At 66.8% G+C, this 18,994-nt stretch carries 18 protein-coding genes; 7 read left to right on the top strand and 11 right to left on the bottom strand.

The window, feature by feature from the left end; translation table 11 throughout:
* Positions 1-10: 10 nt before the first annotated feature.
* The 3 genes from WKW77_RS12685 to purE are packed head-to-tail and all read right to left on the bottom strand — an operon-like array spanning position 11 to position 2,723.
* Entirely contained in the window at positions 11-1,012 is a 1,002-nt protein-coding gene (locus WKW77_RS12685; protein ID WP_340357563.1) for an L-threonylcarbamoyladenylate synthase, read from the bottom strand.
* 5 nt (positions 1,013-1,017) lie between these two features.
* Entirely contained in the window at positions 1,018-2,148 is a 1,131-nt protein-coding gene (locus WKW77_RS12690) for a 5-(carboxyamino)imidazole ribonucleotide synthase (RefSeq protein ID WP_340357564.1), read from the bottom strand.
* Between the two features lie 32 nt (positions 2,149-2,180).
* Positions 2,181-2,723 (bottom strand): 5-(carboxyamino)imidazole ribonucleotide mutase, encoded by a 543-nt coding sequence (gene purE / locus WKW77_RS12695; RefSeq protein ID WP_340357206.1) that lies wholly within the window; start codon positions 2,721-2,723, stop codon positions 2,181-2,183.
* Between the two features lie 180 nt (positions 2,724-2,903).
* On the opposite strand from purE, the gene WKW77_RS12700 reads away from it, so the two are divergent.
* The 5 genes from WKW77_RS12700 to WKW77_RS12720 all read left to right on the top strand — a co-directional run bounded on the left by WKW77_RS12700 (position 2,904) and on the right by WKW77_RS12720 (position 9,334).
* Positions 2,904-3,824 (top strand): tetratricopeptide repeat protein, encoded by a 921-nt coding sequence (locus tag WKW77_RS12700; protein WP_340357207.1) that lies wholly within the window; start codon positions 2,904-2,906, stop codon positions 3,822-3,824.
* Between the two features lie 59 nt (positions 3,825-3,883).
* Positions 3,884-4,348: an META domain-containing protein gene (locus WKW77_RS12705; RefSeq protein ID WP_340357208.1), complete on the top strand. Its 465-nt coding sequence runs from the start codon at positions 3,884-3,886 to the stop codon at positions 4,346-4,348.
* 108 nt (positions 4,349-4,456) lie between these two features.
* Positions 4,457-6,277, top strand: coding sequence for a tetratricopeptide repeat protein (locus tag WKW77_RS12710; protein ID WP_340357209.1), 1,821 nt, complete (start codon positions 4,457-4,459; stop codon positions 6,275-6,277).
* Positions 6,278-6,316: 39 nt separating this feature from the next.
* Positions 6,317-7,465 (top strand): phosphatase PAP2 family protein, encoded by a 1,149-nt coding sequence (locus WKW77_RS12715; protein WP_340357210.1) that lies wholly within the window; start codon positions 6,317-6,319, stop codon positions 7,463-7,465.
* A 15-nt stretch (positions 7,466-7,480) separates the two neighbouring features.
* Positions 7,481-9,334, top strand: coding sequence for a S8/S53 family peptidase (locus WKW77_RS12720; RefSeq protein ID WP_340357211.1), 1,854 nt, complete (start codon positions 7,481-7,483; stop codon positions 9,332-9,334).
* Positions 9,335-9,343: 9 nt separating this feature from the next.
* Here WKW77_RS12720 and WKW77_RS12725 read toward each other — a convergent pair whose 3' ends face one another.
* From WKW77_RS12725 to WKW77_RS12760, 8 genes are all read right to left on the bottom strand, one after another.
* Positions 9,344-10,000, bottom strand: a complete 657-nt coding sequence (locus WKW77_RS12725; RefSeq protein ID WP_340357212.1) for a Crp/Fnr family transcriptional regulator — start codon at positions 9,998-10,000, stop codon at positions 9,344-9,346.
* Positions 10,001-10,056: 56 nt separating this feature from the next.
* Positions 10,057-10,731 (bottom strand): helix-turn-helix transcriptional regulator, encoded by a 675-nt coding sequence (locus WKW77_RS12730; protein ID WP_340357213.1) that lies wholly within the window; start codon positions 10,729-10,731, stop codon positions 10,057-10,059.
* A gap of 114 nt (positions 10,732-10,845) precedes the next feature.
* Positions 10,846-11,751: a phosphoribosylaminoimidazolesuccinocarboxamide synthase gene (locus WKW77_RS12735; RefSeq protein ID WP_340357214.1), complete on the bottom strand. Its 906-nt coding sequence runs from the start codon at positions 11,749-11,751 to the stop codon at positions 10,846-10,848.
* 103 nt (positions 11,752-11,854) lie between these two features.
* Positions 11,855-12,919 (bottom strand): class II fructose-bisphosphate aldolase, encoded by a 1,065-nt coding sequence (fba, locus tag WKW77_RS12740; RefSeq protein WP_340357215.1) that lies wholly within the window; start codon positions 12,917-12,919, stop codon positions 11,855-11,857.
* Between the two features lie 112 nt (positions 12,920-13,031).
* On the bottom strand, positions 13,032-13,418 hold the full coding sequence (locus WKW77_RS12745) for a DUF4345 domain-containing protein (protein ID WP_340357216.1): 387 nt from the start codon (positions 13,416-13,418) through the stop codon (positions 13,032-13,034).
* A gap of 19 nt (positions 13,419-13,437) precedes the next feature.
* On the bottom strand, positions 13,438-14,889 hold the full coding sequence (gene pyk, locus WKW77_RS12750; RefSeq protein ID WP_340357217.1) for a pyruvate kinase: 1,452 nt from the start codon (positions 14,887-14,889) through the stop codon (positions 13,438-13,440).
* Positions 14,890-15,070: 181 nt separating this feature from the next.
* Positions 15,071-16,261 carry a phosphoglycerate kinase gene (locus WKW77_RS12755; RefSeq protein ID WP_340357218.1) on the bottom strand — a complete coding sequence of 397 codons (1,191 nt, stop codon included), beginning with the start codon at positions 16,259-16,261 and terminating at the stop codon, positions 15,071-15,073.
* A gap of 64 nt (positions 16,262-16,325) precedes the next feature.
* Positions 16,326-17,234: a LysR family transcriptional regulator gene (locus WKW77_RS12760; protein WP_340357219.1), complete on the bottom strand. Its 909-nt coding sequence runs from the start codon at positions 17,232-17,234 to the stop codon at positions 16,326-16,328.
* A 95-nt stretch (positions 17,235-17,329) separates the two neighbouring features.
* On the opposite strand from WKW77_RS12760, the gene WKW77_RS12765 reads away from it, so the two are divergent.
* Positions 17,330-17,878, top strand: a complete 549-nt coding sequence (locus WKW77_RS12765) for a VOC family protein (RefSeq protein WP_340357220.1) — start codon at positions 17,330-17,332, stop codon at positions 17,876-17,878.
* Entirely contained in the window at positions 17,871-18,992 is a 1,122-nt protein-coding gene (locus WKW77_RS12770) for an alpha/beta hydrolase family protein (RefSeq protein ID WP_340357221.1), read from the top strand. Before WKW77_RS12765 ends, WKW77_RS12770 begins: the two co-directional genes overlap by 8 nt.
* Positions 18,993-18,994: the final 2 nt, after the last annotated feature.

The raw sequence follows: 18,994 nt of genomic DNA on the forward strand, positions 1-18,994 counted from the left end.
GAGGGAGATCCTATGCCGCGGAAGCGCGCTGCAGGCGGTCTCGGACGCCTTCCCACTCGTGGGTGTCGGGCGGGGTTTCGATCCAGATCAGCTTGACGCCTTCGGCGTCGAAGGCGCGCAGCACCGCGAAGAGTTGCTGCGCCGTGGCCGCGGCATCGTCGGGCATGCGCCGCATGACGACGCGCTGGGAGCGGGTCTTGAGCGCCGTGCGCGACCACACCGCGATGTGCGCCGCATTCGCGCCGAGCACGTCGAGACCGGTCTGCAGCGCCTTGGCGTCCATCAGGCGCACCTTGGCGCTCGGCGCGTAGTGCGCTTCGAGCGTGCCGGAGGCGCGCGGATCGGGCTGCGCGAGCGCTTCCTTGTCGCGCAGCGCCTCGCCGCAGGCCGCCTCGATCTGCGCACGGGTGATCGCGCCGGGACGCAGCAGCACCGGCACGCCGCGGCTGCAGTCGACGATGGTGGATTCGATGCCCACCTCGCACGGTCCGCCGTCGATCACCAGAAGCCCGTCGCCGAACTCGTCGCGCACGTGCTGCGCGGTCGTGGGGCTCACGCGGCCGAAGCGGTTGGCGCTCGGTCCCGCGACGCCGTACACGCCGTTCTCGACACATGCCGAGAGCAAGGCCTGCGCCACCGGATGCGACGGACAGCGCACGCCGATGGTGTCCTGCCCGCCGGCAGCCGCCTTCGCCACGCCGGGCTGGCGGGCGACGATCAAGGTCAACGGACCGGGCCAGAAGGCCTTGACCAGCTTCTGCGCGAAGAGCGGCAGCGGCTGGGCGAACCGGGACAACGCATCGGTGCCTTGCGGTCCAGCCGGCACATGGACGATCAGCGGGTGGTCGCTCGGCCGCCCCTTGGCCGCGAAGATGCCGGCGACCGCCGCATCGCTGCCCGCATCGGCGCCGAGGCCGTAGACCGTTTCGGTCGGGAACGCGACCAGCCCTCCGGCTTCCAGGACGCGCGCCGCCTCCTCGATGGCGTCGGGGGACTGGCCGTCGCGGATCATCGCGCTCACTCGGACAGCGGAATCGGCAGACCGAGCACCGCGGCAGCGAAGTCGGCGGTGCTGCGGACCGCATCGATGCTTTCGCCGGTGATGTTCAGGTGACCCATCTTGCGTCCGCGGCGCGCCTCGGTCTTGCCGTACAGGTGCAGGTGTGTGCCCGGCAGCGCGAGCACATCGGCCCAGCGCGGCTCGACCGCCTCGCCGCCATCGACGAACCAGAGGTCACCCAGCAGGTTCAGCATGATCGCGGCGCTGTGCTGCCGCGGCGGATTGAGCGGCAGCCCCGCGAGCGTGCGCACCTGCAGGTCGAACTGCGACATGTCGCAGGCGTCCATGGTCCAGTGGCCGCTGTTGTGCGGACGAGGCGCCATTTCGTTGACGACCAGCTTGCCGTCGGCCAGCACGAAGAACTCGACGCACAGCACGCCGACATACGAAATGCCCTCGGCGATCGACCGTGCCGCGGAAATGGCGCGCTGCGCGGCCGCCTTGGGAATGTTGTCCGGGTAGACCTCGGTGACCGCGAGGATGCCGTCGCGGTGCAGGTTGCGCTGCGCCGGGAAATTCACCATCTGGCCGTCCTCGCTGCGCGCGACGATCACGGAGCATTCGAAGTCGAGCGGCAGGAGCTTTTCGAGCACGCAGGGCACGCCGCCGGAATCGGTCCACGCGGCCTCCAGCTCGGCGCGGGTGGCGACGCGGCGCTGGCCCTTGCCGTCGTAGCCGAGGCGCGCGGTCTTGAGGATGCCGGGCAGCAGGTCCGAAGGCACGGCGGCGAGATGGTCGGCCGTCTCGATGACCGCGTACGGCGCGCACTCGACGCCGCAACGCGCGAAATGGCTCTTCTCGCGGATGCGGTCCTGCGCGATCGCGACCGCATCGGCTCCCGGGGAAACCGGCCGCGTGACGGCAAGGTTCTCGAGCGAGGGCGCGGGGACGTTCTCGAATTCGGTCGTGATGGCGTCGGACAGGCCGGCCAGCCGGGCGAGTCCGTCGACGTCGGTGTAATCGGTGTGGATGTGGTGGTGGCTCACCCGGCCCGCGGGACTGTCGGCGTCCGGATCGAGCACGGCGGTGAAGTAGCCCATCTGCTGGGCGGCATGCACGAACATGCGCCCGAGTTGCCCGCCCCCCATCACGCCGAGCGTCGCGCCCGGGAGGATGACCGTCACAGCGCGCCCCCGCCTTGGGGGGTGAACGGCGACAGCGGCTCCGCCTCGCCCGTGGGCAGGGTCATGGCCTGCGCGGCCTGGGTCTGCCTTTCGCGGAAAGCGTCGAGCTGGCTGCGCAGGGCCGGATCGCCGACCGCAAGCATTGCCACCGCGAAGAGCGCCGCATTGGCCGCCCCGGCGTTGCCGATGGCGAAGGTGGCGACCGGCACGCCCTTGGGCATCTGCACGATGCTGTAGAGGGAATCCACGCCCTGCAGGTGGCGGCTCGCGACCGGCACGCCGAGCACCGGGACGGTGGTCTTGGCGGCCAGCATGCCCGGCAGGTGCGCGGCGCCGCCGGCGCCGGCGATGATCGCCGCCAGCCCGCGCGGCGCGGCGCTTTCGGCGTAGGCGAACAACTCGTCGGGCATGCGGTGGGCCGAGACCACGCGCGCTTCGTGGGCGACGCCGAATTGCTGGAGAATCTCGACGGCGTTGCGCATCGTCTCCCAATCGGAGTTCGAGCCCATCACCACGCCGACCTGAATTGCTTGCTTCATGGTTCGAATTTTACGTAGACAGACACCCCCCATGCCGCTTCGCGGCTCCCCCCTCTCTCGCCTTTGGCGAAAGGGAGGCGCACCCAGCGGCCCGGCGAAGCCGGTTCCGCGGGTGCCCTGGACTCGGACGCGCCAATTTCATGGGGAGCAGGTGGCGCGAAGTGCAATGGAAAAACTGACATGATCGATATCACCCTCGAAAACTTCCAGTCCGAGCTGATCGAAGGCTCGATGAACCAACCGGTGCTGCTGGACATCTGGGCCGAATGGTGCGGCCCCTGCAAGCAGCTCGGCCCGGTCCTCGAAAAACTCGAGGTCGAATACGCCGGTCGCTTCACCCTTGCCAAACTCGACGCGGACAAGGTGCCGCAGATCTCGCAGCAGCTCAGCCAGATGTTCGGCGTGCGCAGTATCCCGTTCTGCGTGATGTTCAAGGACGGGCAGCCGGTGGACGGCTTCGTCGGCGCCCTCCCGCCCGAGCAGGTCCGAGCCTTCCTCGACAAACATGTGCCGGGCGCGGACGAGCTCGAAGCGCAGGAGCAGGAGGAGTCCGCGCAGGCTGCACTGGCCGAAGGCGACACCGAAGGCGCGCTGGAGAAGCTGCAGCATGCGGTCGCGACCGACCCGTCCAACGACGAGACCCGCTTCGACTACGTCAAGCTGCTGCTGCAGGAAGGTCGCCTCGACGACGCCAAGGTCGCGTTCGCGCCCGTCATCGCCAAGACTTCGCTGGTGCGGCGCTTCGACTCGCTCCAGCGCTGGATGGACGCCCTCGATTTCGCGAAGCCGGCCGCCGGCGGCGCGCCGGCCATCGCCGATCTCGACGCACGCATCGCCACCAACAAGCGCGACTTCCAGGCCCGCTTCGACCGCACCCGCCTGCTCATGGCCGATCAGCGCTGGACCGACGCGATGGACGAGCTTCTCGACATCCTCATGCGCGACAAGAGCTGGAACGACGATCTCGCGCGCAAGACGTACATCGCGATCCTCGACATCATCGAGCCGCCCAAGGTCAAGGTGGCCGATGGGCAGATTCCCCCCGACGACCCGACGGTGGCAAGCTACCGGCGACGGCTGAGCAGCGTCGTCCTGAGCTGACACTGGCGTCGACTGCCACGTCGCGCCGATCCATTTCGTTACCAAAGGAAAGACAGGCCATGCGTTTTCGACCCGCTGCTCGACCATCCGCCGCGCCCGTGGTTGCGATCACCCTGCTCGCCGCCGGACTGCTGGCCGGATGCGGCAGCGGGATCAGCCTGGACGAGCCGATCGAAGGGCCGGTCTGGCGCCTCGAGCAACTGGGCGACAACCCGGTCGCCCCTGGCAGCGACCCGCAGCGCGATGCGCAGCTCCAGTTCGACCGGCGCAACGGCCAGGTGACCGGCTCGGGCGGCTGCAACCGGGTGACGGGCACCTTCCAGCGCAGCGGTAGCGCCCTCAAGATGAACCAGCTCGCCTCCACCCGCATGGCCTGTACCGATCCGGCGCTCGGCGCCAACGAAGCGCAGTTCTTCGCGGTGCTGCAATCCACCGCGAGCTATCGCCTCCAGGGCAATTCGCGCATGACGCTGCTGGATTCAGGCGGGCGCACGCTCGCGGTGCTGACCACCCAGGTGCGCTGAGCCTCGTACGTCCGCGCGGCGTACGCCGTCCGAGCGATGGACATTTGGCGGTGCGTGTGACACAACCGGCCCATCGCGCCTCGTCGCGCTTGTTCCCACGGAGAGGGGATGACGCAGGAATCAGACCCTCACACCATTTCGGCCTTGGATGACGAGGGACTGCTCCTCCGGCGCCGCCGCAAGGTGGTTCTGGTCGTGGACCTCGTCGAGTCCGTGAGCCTCATGCAGGCCGACGAGTTGGGCGTCATCAAGGGCTGGCAAGCCCTGGTTGCCTACGTGACTCAGTCGATCCTGCCCGGCAACGAAGGACGCATGGTGAAGAGTCTCGGCGACGGCCTGATGCTGGAGTTCGATGAGGCGCGGCATGCAACGGCCACCGCCTTTGCGATGCACGCCTGGATGGCGACGCGGAGTCACCCGCTCGCAGACGGCCACACGATGAATCTGCGGGCCGGGGTGCACGCCACGGAGGTCTACACCGACCAGCACGACATCTACGGCTCCGGTGTCAATCTCGCGGCGCGCGTGGCGACACTTGCCGGACCAGGCCAGACTGTGGTCACCGCGGCCACGCGAGATCTTCTGGACGACGAGGTGGATGGCAACTTCGAGGATCTCGGGGAATGCTGGCTCAAGCACATCGACCAGCCGGTGCGTGCCTATCGCATGACGCCCATGAGGAAGATCCGCGACATCGCCTTTCGCGCGAGCGCCGCCAAGGCGCCGGTCATGCAACCGACGATCGCCGTGATGCCGTTCCTGTTCCACAACGGCGATGCTGCCCTGTCGGTCGTCGGCGACCTCATCGCGGACGGAGTCATCGCGCAGCTCTCGAAGGCCGACCAACTGCGCGTGATCTCGCGACTGTCCACCCGTGTCCTGGCCCAGCGCGAACTCGGACTCGACGATCTTTCTACCCGTCTCGGTGCCGACTACGTCCTCTCGGGCAGCTACTACGCGGCCGGTTCCCAGATCCTCATGAGCGCCGAGCTCGCGCATGCCGCATCCGGCCGCGTGATCTGGGCCTCACGCCGCACCGCGGCCCTGGAGGACCTGTTCATGGTCAGGTGCGAGACCATCGACGAATTCGCGACCGAGATCAACGCCGCGATCTTCCGCAGCGAACTGGTGTTGATCAGCACCATGCCGATCCCGACGCTGTCGAGCTATTCGCTGATGCTCGGCGGCATCACCTTGATGCACCGCTCGGCGCATGCCGACTTCGTTCGCAGCCGCGAAGTGCTGGAGCACCTGGTGGAGCGGCATCAACGTCATCCCCTGGCACGGGCATGGCTCGCGAAGTGGTATGTGCTGTGCGCCACGCGGGGGCTGTCCACGGCACTCAAGGACGATGCCACGCGCGCCCTGGACCAGACCCGCCGCGCGCTCGACAGCGACCCTGCGAACTCGCTTGCCCTGGCGATGGAGGGCTTCGTCTACTGCCATCTGATCAAGGACTTCGACAAGGCGGCGAACCGCCTGGACGAGGCTGTCACGCACAACCCGAACGAGCCTCTCGCGTGGCTCTTCAAGGGAATGATCCATGCGTTCGAGGCACAGGGACCGCAGGCGCAGTCCGCATCCGAGCGTGCCCGGGCGCTGTCGCCGCTTGATCCGCTCGCCTACTACTACGAATCGCTGTCCGCCTCGATGGCGATCGCCAACGGCAACTATGAAGAGGCGATCCGCCTCGCCAATCGCTCGTTGCAACGCAATGCGATTCATCCGTCGACCTACCGTGCACTGGCGATCGCGCAGGCGCTGTCGGGGCACGTGGACGAGGCGCATGCGACCGTGGAGCGGCTGGTGCGTCTCGATCCGACCTATTCGCTCACCCGATTCAAGAAAAGCTATCCCGCCGCAGATCGCGCTCCCGAGCAGTTCAGGTTGCTCGTCGAGGCCTTGCGGATGGCGGGGGTCAAGGACTGACAAGAAACGAAGGACTGTTCAACAAGAAAGGAGAAGGACATGTCTCAACTTGGCGGTTTCGGGGGTTTTGGAGGATTCGGCGGGTTTGGAGGATTCGGTGGCTTCGGTGGGTTTGGCGGCGGCTCGGGAGGGGGCGGTGGCGGCGCAGGCTGCGGATGTGCCCCGACACTGGCGGATGCGTTTGCGAACCCTCTGGTCACGACAGCGCTGACGACGAGCACGGATGGCATCAGCAATCCCACCGTCGGGCCCATCACTCGCGGCGATCCTGGCTTCAACTGGTCGGACAGCAGCGCGCGGTGGGAAGGCTGGGTTCGTTCGCAACTGCTTCTCTGGGAACTCAGTCAAGGCATCAGCTTCGTGCCGAGCGGCAGTTCCGCGCCCGTGAACCCAGCGGTTGCCGGGTCCAAGACGCTGCAGATGCAGGTCGGCGGCACCACGGTGTTCACGTTGGGCCGGCCCACCCCCGCCTTCTTCGCCAGCCAGATCCCGCTTGTGCAAGCGTGGGGCCAACTACGGCTCGAACGGGCGCCGGAAATCCTTTCGCAGATCGACAACCAGTTCGCCTTCGTGGCCTCGATCACCGGCCTGCATCTTGAACGCCATCGATGGACCGTCGAGCTGATCTCCAATGCGATCCAGTTCACGGTCTTCCTGGAGATGCAGTTCAAGCATGTGCTGGCCTGCTGGCGACCATTCCAGTATTCGGACCAGGTGCAGCCAATGCTCACCACACCTGGGCACGGGTCGTTTCCGAGCGGCCACGCGACCCAGGCGTTCATGCTGGCGCGGCTTCTCGTGGGGATTCTGAATCTGAACCCCACCGGCTCTACGGCCGAGCAACTCTACCGGCAAGCCGCGCGCATCGCCACCAACCGCGTCATCGCAGGCCTGCACTTCCCGGCGGACAACGTGGCGGGCCGGATGCTTGGCCACACGATTGCCGAATACATCCTTGCGCGCCTTGGCGTGCAGGCGAGCGTGACGGAGCGCAGCTTCGCGCCGCCGCCTGCCATAGGCAGCACCCTCGAACTCGACATCTTCACGCAAGACGTGGAAACGCCCGGAAGCACCGGCATCGGCGACACCATCAGCAATCCTGTGGCAGTGGCTGCTGCTTCCGGCACGTCGTCGGTGCTCGCGAAGATCTACACGTACGGTCAGGCGGAGCGGGCCGCCCTGCAGTAAGCACCGGAGATTGCGATGGCACTCCTCCATTCATCCGGGCTGATGATAGACGCCTACCTGCAGTGGGCCTTGAGGCCGGCGGTTCGCCTCTTCGACCCATCGATATCCACGCGCGCGGTACTTCTGGTGGAGTTCCAACAGGACCTCACCGATTCGGACATCGCAACCCTGGCCTCAATGAACCTGTGGTGCAGCAACGTCTATGTCGGGTACTCATTTGCGACCGTGAATGTCCCCGCGGACGCCCCCAAAAGCCTCGACAACGCTCTTGGCAGGCTCCAGGGACAGGGCGCGGTGTACTGCGAGTTGGCGGCTCCCTTCGGGCCGGAGTCGTTTGAGGTCTTTCCGGAGCCCGAGATCGAGCACGATGGCCCCGCGACGGTGATCGGGATCATCGACGACGGCTGCCCCTTCGCCCACTACGCCTACCGTCCCAACAATGGATCGTCGCCGAGCGTGCGATTCATCTGGGACCAGGGTGGCACGGGCCCCAACGCCCCGATGAGTTACGGCACCACGTTCCTGGAGGCCAAGATCAAGGGGATGCTCGCGGCGTCAACCACTCCGGGGCTGGGCGTCGATGAAGACCACGCCTATACGCTCGCAGCATTGCCGAGCCTGCGAACCATGGCGAGTCACGGCGGCCAGGTAATGAGTCACGCAGCAGGTTGCGCGCGGCCGATCGACAACCGCCCGGCGCTGCCGGCGCTCGTCGGTCAGACCGGCATCGCCTTCGTGCAGTTGCCGCCGGCGGCGCTCGACGACCCCACAGGCCTGTGGCTCAAACATTTTGGCCTCGATGGGCTGCACGCCGTGCTCACCTATGCGCGAAAAATTCTCTCTCCTCCAGCCACGCGGGTGGTTGTGAACCTGAGCTATGGACCCCAGACCGGACCGCATGACGGCAGTTCGTTCGTTGAACGCGCTATCGAAAAGATCTGCCAGAAGGCGCAGAACTACGCTCTCCGGATCGTTCTGCCTTCGGGCAATAGCCATCTGCTGCGGGCTCACGCGGAATTCAACCTGCAGGGGCTCACCGCGACCGGGCATACGATCGACTGGTACGTCCCCGCGGATTCGCAGTCGTACTCGCACCTCGAGATCTGGTTTCCACGGCAGATCACGCTCGCTGATGTCGACATCGAAGTGACTTCACCCGCGGGAGTCGTCGCGCCCCCATCGACCGGGGTGGTCAGTATCAACACCTCGCTGGTGCCCGGACCGCCGGGCAGCACCCAGTTGCAGACGACAATCGCCGTTTCGCCGACCGCTCATGCATCCACGGACTCCATGTCCGGCGCTGTCCCATGGGCGTTGGCAACGCCAGGGCGTTGGCTGGTCAGGGTCAAAGCAATGCCCGGCGCCGTCAACCTTCAGGGGATTGCGCACGTCTATCTCGCACGCAACGACCCCAACATGGGCCGGCCCTTGCGCGGTCGCAGCGGGCATCTCGACAGCCCCAACTATGGCGACAAATGCGGATCGTTCCCCAGTGACGAATTGGCTACCAATCCACCGGGCATGGGCCCGGCAGAAGTATTCGCGCGCGGTAGCCTGAACGGCATCGCCACGGGCGCCTGCACCTGGGTCGCGGCAGGCTATCGGCTCAACGACGGATTACCAGCCCCCTACAGCAGCGGAGGGCTGTGCCGCCCGCAGGCCCCGAGGAACAGTCCGGATTACGCCTTCCCGACCGAGCAGAGCCGGGTGCTCGCGGGGTTGCTCGGCAAGGGAAATCGGAGCGGAATCAACATGCGACTTTCGGGCACCAGCATCGCTGCGCCTCAGCTGACGAGGCAATTGGCGGTGTCCGACAACGTGGTTGCCAAGCCAGCGTTTCCGATACGGTTTGGCAAGGGGAAGGTGTGAAATCGCGCCCTACCAACGCGCTGGCAACTCGCGCGCAAGCACGAGTTGCCGCTCGACCACCGATAGATACCCACCCGACTCCAGGTCCTTCATCAGCCGGCTGACCATCTCCCGCGAACAGCCGATCTCGCTCGCGATCGCCTGGTGCGTCAGACGCTCGGCGATGAGGCGCGTGCCATCGGGCTGTAGGGCCGCCCGCGACTCGAGCAGGTTCTTCAGTCGGCTGTAGACATCCAGCAGCGCCATGCTGCGGGCGCTTTCGGTGGCGAGCCGGGCGCGGCGGATCAAGCGGACGATCAGCGCCATCGCGAACTCCGGATCCTTCTCGATGTGGTGCAGCATCGTTTCGCGCGTCACGATGGCGCAGAGCGTCGGCTCCATGGCCTGCACGCTGGCGGAGCGCCGGCCGCCGTCGAGAGACATTTCGCCGACGTAGTCGCCGGGGCCATGCAGCGCCATGGTCACCTCGCGACCGCGCGAATCCGACACGAAAGCCCGCAGCCTCCCCGACAGGACGATGTAGACGGCGCTGCCTTCGTCGCCTTCCTCGATCAGCAGGCTGTGGGTACGGTAGCGGCGCTGCACGCCGAGAGCGGCGAGCTTCTGCACATGCAGCGGCAAGGCGGCTGCGGGATCAGGGCGCGACGCGGCAGTCGGTTGCGGCATGCGCGGACTATACGGCCCGCGCCGCGCAAATGCGTATGGATGGATCCGGCAGCGACTCAGTTTTCGCTGGCGATCCGCAGTGCCGACACGATCTGCGGCATGCGCGAGACGCGGTAGACCACCTCGCGGATGCTGTTGCTGCCGGTCTTCTGGCGGACGTTCTTGATGTGCGTACGCACTGTGGACATGCGAATGCCCTCCAGGCAGGCGATCTCCTCCGCACCATGGCCCGCGCACAGGCGGGCGAGCACGTTCTGCTCGGCCCTCGTCAGGCGCTTGGAGCGCGCGAACATCTGCATCGTGAGCGATTCGCAGCCCGGGCGCCGGCTGCACATCACCAGGACGGTGTCCACGGTCGCGGCGCCGTGCAGCGCCGCCAGCGGGATGAAGGCCAGCGAGAGCGGATCCTCCGGATCGTCGTCGAGTTCGACGATGCTTCGATAGTCGCGCTCCGCGTCCTTGAGTGCCTGGCGCAGCTTCGGCTGCGAGCCCGCGTGGCTCGCGCAAAGCATGCCGTCGACGCTCCGCAGGGTGTGGGCGCTCGTCAGCTCCCGGCGTGCCGGAAAGTTGGCATGGAGGATGCGCCCCGTCAGATCGAGCAGCAGCAGGCCGTGGTCGATCTCGTCGAGCACACGGGCCAGCATGCCGGGCTGGAGCGGGTCCGGCGGCGAAGCTGGCGTACGGTCGGTAGCCGGCACGTAAGGAAACCGGAACTCGGACAGCATTTCCATTTCGCACTCCTCATCTATCGGGATGAGAAGAGTTTGGAAGACAGCGGTCTTTCCGGGATGTGAGTATTGCCCGGCGCTTTGTGACTTATTCACATCGGCCGGTCGCGCAACCCCTCAATGGGTGAGACGGTCGAGCGCCTCGCGGTACTTGGCCGCGGTCTTCGCGACGACATCAGCTGGCAGGCGCGGCGCGGGCGGCGTCTTGTCCCAGGGCTTGCCGTTGATGCGGACGGCCTCGAGCCAGTCGCGCACGAACTGCTTGTCGTAGCTCGGCGGATTGGCGCCGGCGGAGAGCGCCTCTTGGTAGCCTTCGACCGGCCAGTAGCGCGAGCTGTCGGGCGTGAGCACCTCGTCCATCAACACCAGCGTGCCGGACTCGTCGAGGCCGAACTCGAACTTGGTGTCGGCAATGATCATGCCCTTGCCCAGCGCGATCTCGGCCGCCGCCTCGTAGATCGCGATGCTGGTGTCGCGGATCTGCTGGGCCAGCGTGGGGCCGACGACCTCGACCACCTTGTCGTAGCTGATGTTCTCGTCGTGCTCGCCCGCGGCCGCCTTGGCCGCCGGCGTGAAGATCGGGCGCGGCAGCTTGCTGGCATTGCTCAGCCCTTCGGGGAGCGGCACGCCGCAGACCGAGCGGCTTTCCTGGTATTCCTTCCAGCCGCTGCCCGCGAGATAGCCGCGCACCACCGCCTCGACCGGGATCGGCTTGAGCCGCTTGACCAGCATCGAGCGACCCTGCACCTGCGGCACTTCCTCGGGCTTCACCACGCTCTCGGGCGCCTCGCCGGTGAGGTGGTTGGGGCACAGGTGACCCAGCCGGTCGAACCACCAGAGGGCCATCTTCGTGAGGATCTCGCCCTTGCCCGGGATCGGCTCGCCCATGATCACGTCGAAGGCGGAAAGGCGGTCGCTGGCGACCATCAGGATGCGGTCGTTGCCGACGGCATAGTTGTCGCGCACCTTGCCGCGCGCGAGCAGCGGAAGGCTCTTGATGGAGGAGGTGTGGACGGTGGTCATGGCGAAAAAAGCTGTGCGGGGCGGGGAGGTCGGGAGATTGTGCGCGCGCCAACCCGCAGAAAAAAGCCACCGCGAAGGTGGCTTCTGCGTCAGGGCGAGAGGGTCAGACCACTTCCTGGGCCAGCTCGCCCTTGGCGTACTTGGCCGCGACGACCTGGAGGTTGTCGCCCTTGATCTTGCCGGCCTGCCCTTCGCAGCCGAACTCGATGTAGCGCTGCTTGCAGATCTGCTTGGCGGCCTCGCGCGCAGGCTTGAGCCATTCGCGCGCGTCGAACTTCTCGGGGTTCTCGGCCAGGAACTTGCGCACCGCGCCGGTCATCGCGAGGCGGATGTCGGTGTCGATGTTGATCTTGCGCACGCCGTGCTTGATGGCTTCCTGGATTTCCTCGACCGGCACGCCGTAGGTTTCCTTCATGTTGCCGCCGTACTGGCGGATGATCGCCAGCAGCTCCTGCGGCACGCTGGACGAGCCGTGCATCACCAGGTGGGTGTTCGGAATGCGGCGGTGGATTTCCTTGATGCGGTCGATCGCGAGGATGTCGCCGGTGGGCTTGCGCGTGAACTTGTACGCGCCGTGGCTGGTGCCGATGGCGATGGCCAGCGCATCGATCTGGGTGCGCTTGACGAAGTCGGCGGCCTGCTCGGGGTCGGTCAGCAACTGCTCGCGCGTCATGGTCGCGTCGGTGCCGTGGCCGTCTTCCTTGTCGCCCTTCATGGTCTCGAGCGAGCCGAGGCAGCCGAGTTCGCCCTCGACGGTGACGCCGACCTTGTGGGCCATGTCGACCACCTTCTTGGAGACGTCGACGTTGTAGTCGTAGCTGGCGATGGTCTTGCCGTCGGATTCGAGCGAACCGTCCATCATCACCGAGCTGAAGCCCAGGTCGATGGCGCCGCGGCACACGTCGGGGCTCTGGCCGTGGTCCTGGTGCATCACCAGCGGGATCTGCGGGTAGGCCTCGATCGCGGCCTGGATCAGGTACTTGATGAAGGATTCACCGGCGTACTTGCGGGCCCCGGCGCTGGCCTGGAGGATCACGGGCGCGCCCGTTTCCTTGGCGGCCTCCATCACGGCCTGCACCTGTTCGAGGTTGTTGACGTTGAAAGCCGGAATGCCGTAGCCGTTGGCGGCGGCGTGGTCGAGCAGTTCGCGCATCGAGACGAGAGCCATGGGAATACCTCGCGGGAATCTAGGGTGGAAACGAAAAAACTACATCGATTCTACCGACCCCCCTGTGGGAAGAAGCCCCAAGCCAGGGGCCGACTTTCCCCACCGCTCGGCCTCAGGCGTGCGAGCGGTGCGCCACGAGGATGACGATCGGCAGCACCAGTTCGGGAATCAGGTAGCCCAGCCAGACCGCCGCCGGCCGGGGCAGCCCGACCTTCGCGATCGAGACGATCCGTCCGAAGCCGGCCAGCAGCACGCCGAAGGCCAGGATGTACACCAGCGTGCCCTGCTGCCGGATCGTCAGCGCCGTCCACAGGCAGATCACGCCGGTCGAGAAGTAGATGCCCGCCATGAAGCGGTGAACGTTGTCCAGGCGCGGCGTGGTGTCGGGCTGGCCGAGGAAGAACTGGACCGCGCCACCGAACATGCCGATGGCAGCGAAAAGGAACAGGCAGACCTGGACGACGATCTGGCTCGCCAGGAGCGGGGCTTCGGTCGTCATCGTCTGAACGGGCCAGCGATCAGCCGACGCGGCAGATCTTCAGCATGTTGGTGCCGCCGGGCGCGCCCATCGGCTCGCCGCAGGTGATGGCGTAGACGTCGCCGGTCTGCACGATGCCGCGCTTCTTGAGGTGCGCCTCGGCCTGCATCAGCGCGGTGTCGCGGTCGCTTTCGGAGTCCATCAGCAGCGGCCGGACGTTCCGGTAGAGCGCCATCTTGCGCTGCGTCGAAAGGCGCGAAGTCAGCGCATACATGGGGATGTGGGCACGGTGGCGGCTCATCCAGAGCGGCGTGGAGCCCGATTCGGTCAGCGCGACGATGGCCTTGGCGCCCAGGTGGTGCGCGGTGAAGAGCGCGCCCATCGCGATCGACTGGTCGATGCGGCTGTAGCTCTGGCCGCTGAAATCGGCGTCGAGGTGCGGGTCTTCGGCCGCCTCGGCAGCTTCGCAGATCTTGCTCATCTCCTGCACGGTCTCGAGCGGATAGCGCCCGGAAGCCGTCTCGGCAGAGAGCATCACGGCATCGGTGCCGTCGAGCACCGCGTTCGCCACGTCGCTGACCTCGGCGCGGGTGGGCACCGGGTTGGTGATCATCGACTCCATCATCTGCGTGGCGGTGATCACGACCTTGTCCATCTCGCGGGCCATGCGGATCATCTTCTTCTGCAGCGCCGGGACGGCCGCGTTGCCGACCTCGACCGCGAGGTCGCCGCGGGCGACCATGATGCCGTCGCTCGCGCGCAGGATGTCCTCCAGCTTGGGGATGGCTTCGGCTCGCTCCATCTTCGCGATCATCCCGGGCTTGTGGCCGAATTCAGCCGCCGCCACGTTGCAGAGCTGGCGCGCCATTTCCATGTCGGTCGCGTTCTTGGGGAAGCTCACCGCAACGTAGTCGGCCTGGAAGCTCATGGCGGTCTTGATGTCCTCCATGTCCTTGGCCGTCAGCGCCGGGGCGGTCAGTCCGCCGCCCTGCTTGTTGATGCCCTTGTTGTTGGAGAGTTCGCCGCCGAGCCGCACCGTGGTGTGCACCGCATCGCCCTTGACCGCCGTGACGTCGAGCACGATGAGGCCGTCGTTCAGCAACAGGGTGTCGCCGGCCTTCACGTCGCGCGGCAGGTCCTTGTAGTCGAGGCCGACTTCGTTGACGTCGCCCGGTTCGGTGCGGGAGGCGTCCAGCACGAACTTCGCGCCCGGCTCCAGCCAGACCTTGCCTTCGGCGAACTTGCCGACCCGGATCTTCGGCCCCTGCAGGTCTGCCATGATCGCGACCTCGCGCCCAGTGCGGCGTGCCGCCTCGCGAACCATCGCCGCACGGTCGATGTGGTCCTGTGCAGTGCCGTGACTGAAGTTCAGCCGCACGACGCTGACCTTGTGCAGGATCATCTGCTCCAGCAGGTCGAGCCTGCTCGAAGCCGGGCCAAGCGTCGCGACGATCTTGGTGGCGTGGCGGGGAAGGCGGGGCTGCGTGCTCATTCAGGTCTCCGATTTGTATTCCGTACTGTATACACTTTTGCCGAGAACAACCAGAACTATCCGACCTGATCCCGGAATCCCCCAATCCAGGAACCCCGCGGAACCGGCTCCGCCGGGCCGCAGGGGTTGCCCCCGGAACGGGGTTGGCGGCTACACGAAGTGAGCAAGCCTGGGGGCGAACTTATACAGCGCGTTTCTCGAGGATTTCGAAGGCGGGGAGCTTCTTGCCTTCCAGCACTTCGAGGAACGCACCGCCGCCAGTCGAGATGTAGCCGACCTTGTCTTCGATGCCGTACTTGGCGATGGCGGCCAGCGTGTCGCCGCCGCCGGCGATCGAGAAGGCCTTGCTTTCCGCGATGGCCTGGGCGATCACCTTGGTGCCGTTGGCGAAAGCATCGAACTCGAACACGCCGACCGGGCCGTTCCACACGATGGTGCCGGCTTCGCGAAGCTGCGCAGCAAGCAGTTCGGCGGTCTTCGGGCCGATGTCGAGGATCAGGTCGTCGTCGGCGACTTCATCGGCGCCCTTGGTCGTCGCGGCCGCGTCGGCCGCGAAGGTCTTCGCCGTGACGACGTCGACCGGAATCGGCACACCGGCGCCGCGCGCGCGCATGGCCTCGATCACGGCCTTGGCTTCGTCGATCAGGTCCGGCTCGGCCAGCGACTTGCCGATCTTGAGGCCCGACGCCAGCATGAAGGTGTTGGCGATGCCGCCACCGACGATGAGCTGGTCGACCTTGTCGGCCAGGCTCTTGAGGATGGTGAGCTTGGTGCTGACCTTCGAGCCCGCGACGATCGCGACCAGCGGACGCTTGGGCTGCGCCAGCGCCTTGGTGATCGCGTCGATCTCGGCCGCCAGCAGCGGACCGGCGCAGGCAATCTTCGCGAACTGGGCGATGCCGTAGGTGGTGGCCTCGGCGCGGTGCGCGGTGCCGAAGGCGTCGTTGACGTAGATGTCGGTCAGCGCCGCGAGCTTGCGCGAAAGCGCCTCGTCGTTCTTTTTCTCGCCCTTGTTCAGGCGGCAGTTCTCGAGCAGCACGACCTGCCCCGGCTGCACCTGCACGCCATCGACCCAGTTGGAAACCAGCGGCACTTCTCGGCCGAGCAGTTCGCCGAGCCGCAGGGCGACCGGCGCCAGCGAGTCCTCGGGCTTGAACTCGCCTTCGGTCGGGCGGCCGAGGTGCGACGTCACCATGACCGCCGCGCCGGCATCGAGCGCCTGGCGGATGCACGGCACCGAGGCGCGGATGCGCGTGTCCTCGGTGATGTTGCCGGCATCGTCCTGCGGCACGTTGAGGTCGGCTCGGATGAACACGCGCTGGCCGGTGACTTTGCCTTGCGCACAGAGGTCGGTGAATCGAAGAATGTTCATGAGGTGTCGGCGAAATGAATGCGAGTGGGAACGCCCCGGCGGGCGGCAGCGGACATTGTAGGTTTCAGCCCGCCAGCCCCGGTGTATGGACGAAGCCTTCCAGCAGTTCGACGAAGCTCGCCGCGGCCGGCGACAGCGATCGCTTCGACGCGCCGTAGACGCAGACTTCGCGATGAAAGTCCGGCTGCTCCAGCCGCACCATCTGCAGCCCGTGCGCCCGCACCAGCGACGACGAGTAAGTCGGGCAGACCGTGAGCCCCAGCCCCGAGGCGACCATGCCCAGCGCCGTGGTCATGTACGAGACCTCTTGCGTGGTCGATCGCAGCATGAACTCGCGCTCGGCAGGTTCGAGTTCAGGAAGCACGCGCTGGCGGAAATCACGCGTCGGTGCGATGAAGGTGTAGGGCGCCAGCTCGTGCCAGCGCACCTTGCGGCGGCGCGCGAAGGGATGGCCGGGCGGGCAGATCAGCCAGTGCCGGTCGCGAAAGAGCGTGCGCCGCTCGATCGCCGAGTCGACCGGCACGTCCTGCCCCACCGCCAGCTCGACCTCGCCCGACAGCACGCCGCTCAGGAGATGTTCCGGCAGCGTGTCGGCCAGGCGCACGTCGATGTCCGGATGCCGTTCGCGGTACGCCGCGATCACGCGCGGCATCAGCGTGCAGGCCATGAGCTGCGGCGCGGCGAGCCGCAGCACGCCCTTCTTCTTGTCGCGGAGGTCGGTCACGCCGGCCACCGCGCCCGCGAGGTCAGCCAGCAGGCGCTGCACCGAGGGCTGGAACTCGCGCCCGGCTTCGGAAAGCTGCACGCGGCGCGTATGGCGATCGAACAGCTGCACGCCCATCTCGCGTTCCAGCTCGCGCACCAGCACGCTCAGCGCCGATTGCGTGAGATGCAGGCTCGCGGCGGCCGCGGTGAAGCTGCCCGTCTCCGCAACGGCCGCGAACGCACGCAACTGGCGCAAAGTCAAATTCATGGCGTTATTTCATCAATCGATGAATTTATTTCGATTGAATCATAAGAAGAACCGCGGCCCAATCCACCCCATCGAGCCCCCCGATGGAGACAACCATGCCCGACGAGAGCGCCATCGCCGCGCCACCCGTGCCCGTGCAGGGCCTGCACCACTTCGCCTGGCGCTGCCGCGACAGCGAGGAGACCCGCCGCTTCTACGAAGACCTGCTGGGCCTGCCGCTCGCACACGTGATCAAGAGCGACCACGTGCCGAGCACCGGCGAGTACTGCCCCTACGTGCACATCTTTTTCCAGATGCGCGATGGCTCGTACATCGCCTTCTTCGACCTCGGCGACAACGTCGCCGCGCTGCCCTCGCCCAATACGCCCGCGTGGGTCAATCACATCGCGCTGCGCGTCGACTCGGTCGAGGAGCTGATGGCGGCCAAGTCCCGGCTCGAAGCCGCAGGCGTCGAAGTGCTGGGTCCCACGGACCATCACATCATCGAATCGATCTACTTCTTCGATCCGAACGGCATCCGCCTCGAACTCACCACGCCCACGGTCCCGAAGTCCGAGATGGACGCGCATGCGCTCAAGGCGCGCGCCGCGCTCGATGCATGGACCGAACGCAAGGCCCAGTTGCGAAAGGCGCCGCATGGCTGACCTGCAACTCGCCGTCATCGACGTCAAGCCCGGCGCGGCGCTCGAAAGCCAGTCGGGGCTGCAGATGCTGCGCCCGCGCATCTACGGCGCCTACCGCGCGCCGGCCGGCCCGAAGAAGCTCGCCGCGATCGTGATGCACCCGACGAGCAACTTCATGGGTCACTACCTGATCGGTCCGCTGGCCGAGCGCGGCATCTGCTGCATAGGCCTGAACTCGCGCTACATGGGCAACGACACCGTGCTGCTGATGGAGCGCGCGATCCAGGATCTGGGCGCCGGCGTGAAGCACCTGCGCGCGATGGGCTACGAGAAGGTCGTGCTGATCGGCAACTCCGGCGGCGCGGCGCTCGCGAGCTTCTACCAGGCGCAGGCCGAGAAGCTCACCGCGCATCACTTCGCGGACGGCGATCCGACGCACCTGCATCCGGACGACCTGCCGCCGGTGGATGGCATCGCGCTGTGCGCCGCGCACCTCGGCCGCTCGCGGCTGATGCGCGACTGGATCGACCCTTCGGTGACGGACGAGCACGATCCGCTCTCGGTCGACCCCGAGCTCGACATGTACGACGCGCGCCATCGCCTGCCCTACGACGCCGACTTCCTCGCACGATTCAGCGCGGCGCAGAAGACGCGGCTCGACCGCATCGAGCACTGGGCGCTGGAGCGGCTGCGGCAGCTGCGCAGTACGCCGGGCGCACCGCGCGACCAGGCCTTCATCGTCTACCGGACGCACGCCGATCCGCGCTGCGTGGATCTCTCGCTCGACCCCAACGATCGCGCGCCGGGCAGCGTGTGGGGCGACGCGCGGCAAGTGAACTACTCGTGCAACGCGATGGGCCGCACCACTTCGCTCACGGCCTTCCTCTCGCAATGGTCCTCGCGCTCGCAGGCCGATGGCCCGACCAACCTCGCGCGCACCACCTGCCCCAAGCTGCTGCTGACCTACACCGCCGACCAGTCCACCTTCCCGAGCACTCGCGATGCGTGGATGGCGGCCGGCGGCGATCGCATCCGCAACGTCGACATCGTCGGCGGCAACCACTACCTCGCAGGGCAGCCGGAGCTGGTGCCGAAAGCTGCCGACGCGATCGCCGAATGGGCCCACGCCCTGTGAAC

Origin of the sequence: Variovorax ureilyticus, from assembly GCF_037889935.1 — a bacterium.
In the GTDB taxonomy this organism is placed as follows: Bacteria; Pseudomonadota; Gammaproteobacteria; order Burkholderiales; family Burkholderiaceae_C; genus Variovorax; species Variovorax ureilyticus.